The 3,978-nt window shown below is 62.8% G+C and carries 4 protein-coding genes and 1 pseudogene; 3 read left to right on the plus strand and 2 right to left on the minus strand.

Annotated features, from left to right (window positions below; genetic code table 11):
• Both AC1DUU_RS25435 and AC1DUU_RS25440 read left to right on the plus strand, forming a co-directional pair.
• Positions 1–104, plus strand: a pseudogene (locus tag AC1DUU_RS25435) (amino acid ABC transporter ATP-binding protein); the annotation flags it as partial.
• A 91-nt stretch (positions 105–195) separates the two neighbouring features.
• Positions 196–897 (plus strand): TIGR02117 family protein, encoded by a 702-nt coding sequence (locus AC1DUU_RS25440; RefSeq protein WP_476786149.1) that lies wholly within the window; start codon positions 196–198, stop codon positions 895–897.
• On the opposite strand, the gene AC1DUU_RS25445 is transcribed toward AC1DUU_RS25440, so the two are convergent.
• Both AC1DUU_RS25445 and AC1DUU_RS25450 read right to left on the minus strand, forming a co-directional pair.
• Entirely contained in the window at positions 852–2,075 is a 1,224-nt protein-coding gene (locus tag AC1DUU_RS25445; protein ID WP_476786150.1) for an FAD-dependent monooxygenase, read from the minus strand. The genes AC1DUU_RS25440 and AC1DUU_RS25445 overlap by 46 nt on opposite strands.
• Before the next feature lie 16 nt (positions 2,076–2,091).
• Positions 2,092–2,340: a zinc-finger domain-containing protein gene (locus tag AC1DUU_RS25450; protein ID WP_476786151.1), complete on the minus strand. Its 249-nt coding sequence runs from the start codon at positions 2,338–2,340 to the stop codon at positions 2,092–2,094.
• A gap of 204 nt (positions 2,341–2,544) precedes the next feature.
• Between AC1DUU_RS25450 and ppk1 the strand changes: the two genes are divergently transcribed.
• Positions 2,545–3,978, plus strand: a 1,434-nt coding sequence (gene ppk1 / locus AC1DUU_RS25455; protein ID WP_476786152.1) for a polyphosphate kinase 1, incomplete at its 3' end; no start/stop codon positions are given.

Raw genomic sequence — 3,978 nt, forward strand, 5'->3', positions numbered from 1 at the left:
TCATGGACCAGGGCCAGATCGTCGAAGAAAACACGCCTGGCGAGTTCTTCGACCATCCGCGCCACGAGCGCACCAAGCTGTTCCTCAGCCAGATCCTGCATTAGGCTCCCCGCTCAACGATCCAAAAGCCCGGTCGCATTTCGGCCGGGCTTTTTTGTTGGAACTACATGCTTCGACAAAAGGGACAGCCTGCCAGTGAGAAGAATATTTCGTCTTCTGGGCATCCTTGTCCTGCTGGTGTTCACGGCGGTGGCGTTTGGCACACTGGTGCCAAGGCCGCTTTTCGGCGGCGACCAAGCTGCCGCAACGCCGCGCCACATCCTTGTTTTCACCAACCCGATCCACACCGACATTGCCGTGCCGCTTGATGCGGCGGTGCTGAAAAAGTTCGGCTTTCTGCTCGACGCCGGCATCGAGGCGGACCTGCCGGGGGCGCGCTATCTGGTGTTCGGCTGGGGCAGCAAGGCCTTCTACATTGGAACGCCGACATGGGCGGAGCTCAAGCCGGGGCCTGTGCTTGCGGCGCTCACGCTCGACAATTCAGTGATGCATGTCGATCTGGCTGGTGAAATTGCACTGCCGCACCCGACTGTAGGACGCTTCGATATCGGCGAGGCCGGCTTTGCCGCACTGCTCAATTTCATCGAGCGCAGCTTCCAGCAGGGGCCGAATGGCGTGCAGCGCATACCGGATGTGAACTACGGCGCCTATGACGGTTTCTTTGAGGCCAAAGGCAAGTTCAACGCCTTGGCGGGCTGTAACACTTGGACGGCGGCGGCACTTCGAGAAGCCGGCCTGACGACCGGCTGGTGGAACCCTTTGCCGGCGACGCTGAACTGGTCGCTTGGGCTCTATAACCGGCCTTGGTCGGACCAGCCGGGCGGGGTCCAGCCATAGAGCCAATCCATGTCGGCGGCGAGGCTTTCCGGCGATTTGAGTTTGAGGAACAGGTTGCGCGCCACCGCCACCGGCCCACTGGCATGCCAGGCGAAATGGTTGAGCGCGCCGCGCCGTGCCACTTTGCGCACACGCAATTTGCGCTCCATTTCCCATCGCGACAGTGCGTCCGCGATCGCCGGGCCTGACACAATCGCGTCCGCCAGCGTAAAGGCGTCTTCGATCGCCATCGCGGCACCTTGGGCGGCGAAGGGCGTCATGGCGTGTGCCGCGTCGCCGATCAACGCGATGCCGCTTGGCGCGGTCCATGGGCGGGCTTGGTCGACGGTATGCAGCGGCCACACCGTCCACGGACCGGCTTCGTCGATCAGCCGGGAAAGGGCAGGCGCTGTGCCTCGCATCGCCCGTTTCAACGCACCAGCATCGGTCTCGCCCGACCATTGCTCGGCGATCGAATTGCCCGGCGTGAAGGCGGCGAGATTGATCGCTGTGCCGGCACGGATGGGGTAGGCGACCAGATGAAAGCCCGCGTGTAGATAAGTCGTTACCATCGCCGGCGAGCTCAGCGCGGCAAAATGTCGACCGACGTCGCCGTCAGAGGAGAGCGTGGTGCGCCAGGCCAGTTCGCCTGAAAACCGGCTCTTCTCGTTCGGGCCGATAAGACGTCGGCTGGTCGACCAGACGCCGTCTGCTGCAACAAACAAAACAGCGTCGACATTGGAGGCGACACCGCCTTGCGTGGTCGACACCGTGATGCCGCCCGCCTGCGCCTCGACGCCGGTGACCTCGGAGCCGATGGTGACCTCGATCAAGGGGCTTTCCGCGACCTGTGCGAGCAGGGCATGTTGAAGGTCGGCGCGATGGGCAACGAGGTAGGGAGCCTTCCAGCGTCGCTCGGCCGCTGCACCCAGGGGAACGCGCGCCCGTTCAGACAAGGTCGCCGCGTCGCGCAGAACGACCGCTTCCGGCCGCACGGTCGAGGGGCTGACCAGATCGAGCACACCAAGGCGGTCTAGTATACGGGTGGCGTTGGGAGAAAGCTGGAGTCCGGCACCGACTTCTGCCAGCGTCGGCGCGCGTTCGTGCACGCGAACGCCAAAGCCATGTCTTGCGAAGGCGAGCGCCGCAGTGAGCCCGGCGACGCCGGCTCCCGCCATCACGATCTGTCGCGATTGCATGACCGCGGCTTTGTCGTCAGGCTGCGCGGTCGGCGACGTACAGGCAGCCTGACGGCTGTGTCTCGGTCGCCTTCAGCTTGGCCGAGAAGCGATAGAGCGTCGAGCAGTAGGGGCAGACCTTTTCGGCGTCCGCACCCATGTCGAGGAACACATGCGGGTGATCGAAGGGCGGGTTGGCGCCCACRCACATGAATTCCTTCACGCCGATCTCGATCAGGGCATGTCCAGCATCGTTCTGGAAGTGGGGGATGGAGCCGCCGGCCATGGTGTTTTTCCCTTCTGAGGAACTTCGCGCATGAATGCCACGGCTCGCTTGCACGTCCAAGGGATCTGCGACGCCGTTATCCGAAGCGTTTGTATCATAAGCGACAGGTTTGCAAGATGCTGAAATGAAACTGTCGCAATTGCCTGTCAGAGGATAAGTTGAGCCGGATAAGCGGCGGAACGCTGCGGTGGGGAAGGGTTGCATATGAATCAGTTGAGGCCGGTACATACCGATTTCGTCAACGACAAGTCGCCGACCGACGCGGCAGACGGCAACCCCGATCGCTTCGTCAATCGTGAGTTCTCCTGGCTGCAATTCAACAGGCGAGTGCTCGAACAGGCACAAAATCCCAACCACCCGCTGCTCGAACGCGTCCGCTTCCTGTCGATTTCGGCCGGCAATCTCGATGAATTCTTCATGGTCCGCGTCGCCGGCCTCGCTGGGCAGGTGCGCGAGGGAATCACCATTCGCAGCGCCGATGGCCGCACGCCGGAACAGCAGCTCGAACAGCTGCTGCTCGAGGTCGAACGCCTGCAGGAAGACCAGCAGAAGAGCCTGTCGAGCCTGATGGAGTTGCTCAAGCTCGAAGGGATCGAGAGCATCTCCGCGACCGACCTCACCAAGGATGAGAAGAAGTGGCTCGAGGACCACTTCATGGAGCAGATCTTCCCGGTCCTGACGCCCCTGTCGATCGACCCGGCGCATCYGTTTCCGTTCATCCCCAATCTCGGGTTCTCCATCGCGCTACAGCTGCGTCACCGCAAGAACGGTGAGGAAATGACGGCCTTGCTGCGCCTGCCGGTGGCCCTGCGCCGCTACATCAGGCTGCCGGACCGCAAACGCACGGTGCGGTTCATCCCGATCGAGGAGACGGTGAGCCTGTTCATCGGCAAGCTCTTCCCCGGCTACGAGGTCAAGGGTTCCGGCACGTTCCAGATCATCCGCGATAGCGACATCGAGGTCGAGGAAGAATCCGAAGACCTGGTGCGGTTGTTTGAGACCGCACTCAAGCGCCGGCGGCGTGGGTCGGTGGTCCGAATCGAGTTCGATAGCCAGATGCCGGCGGCACTACGCGAATTTGTTGCCGGCGAGCTTGGCGTTGCTGCCAACCGGGTCAGCATTCTGAGTGGGCCTCTGGCCATCAACCAGATTTCCGAAATCGTCGCCGTCCCGCGCGACGACCTGAAGTTCCCGCCGTTCAATCCGCGTTTCCCCGAGCGTATCCGCGAACACCGCGGCGACTGCTTCGCGGCGATCCGGGAGAAGGACTTCGTCGTCCATCACCCTTACGAATCCTTCGATGTCGTCGTGCAGTTCCTGCGCCAGGCGGCGATCGACCCTGAAGTGGTGGCGATCAAGCAGACACTCTACCGGACGTCCAACGACAGCCCGATCGTGCGTGCGCTCGTCGACGCCGCCGAGGCCGGCAAGTCGGTGACCGCACTCGTCGAACTCAAGGCGCGCTTCGATGAGGAGGCCAATATCCGCTGGGCGCGCGACCTCGAACGCGCCGGCGTGCAGGTGGTGTTCGGTTTCCTCGAACTCAAGACGCACGCCAAGATGTCGCTTGTGGTTCGCCGCGAGGACGGGCGCCTGCGCAACTACGTCCATCTCGGCACCGGCAACTACCACCCGATC

Source organism: Aminobacter sp. P4_H6_2, assembly GCF_056400805.1.

Excerpts from the sequence above, each read along its gene's own strand:
- AC1DUU_RS25445 (WP_476786150.1), bottom strand. The coding sequence starts at position 2,075 with ATGCAATCGCGACAGATCGTGATGGCGGGAGCCGGCGTCGCCGGGCTC.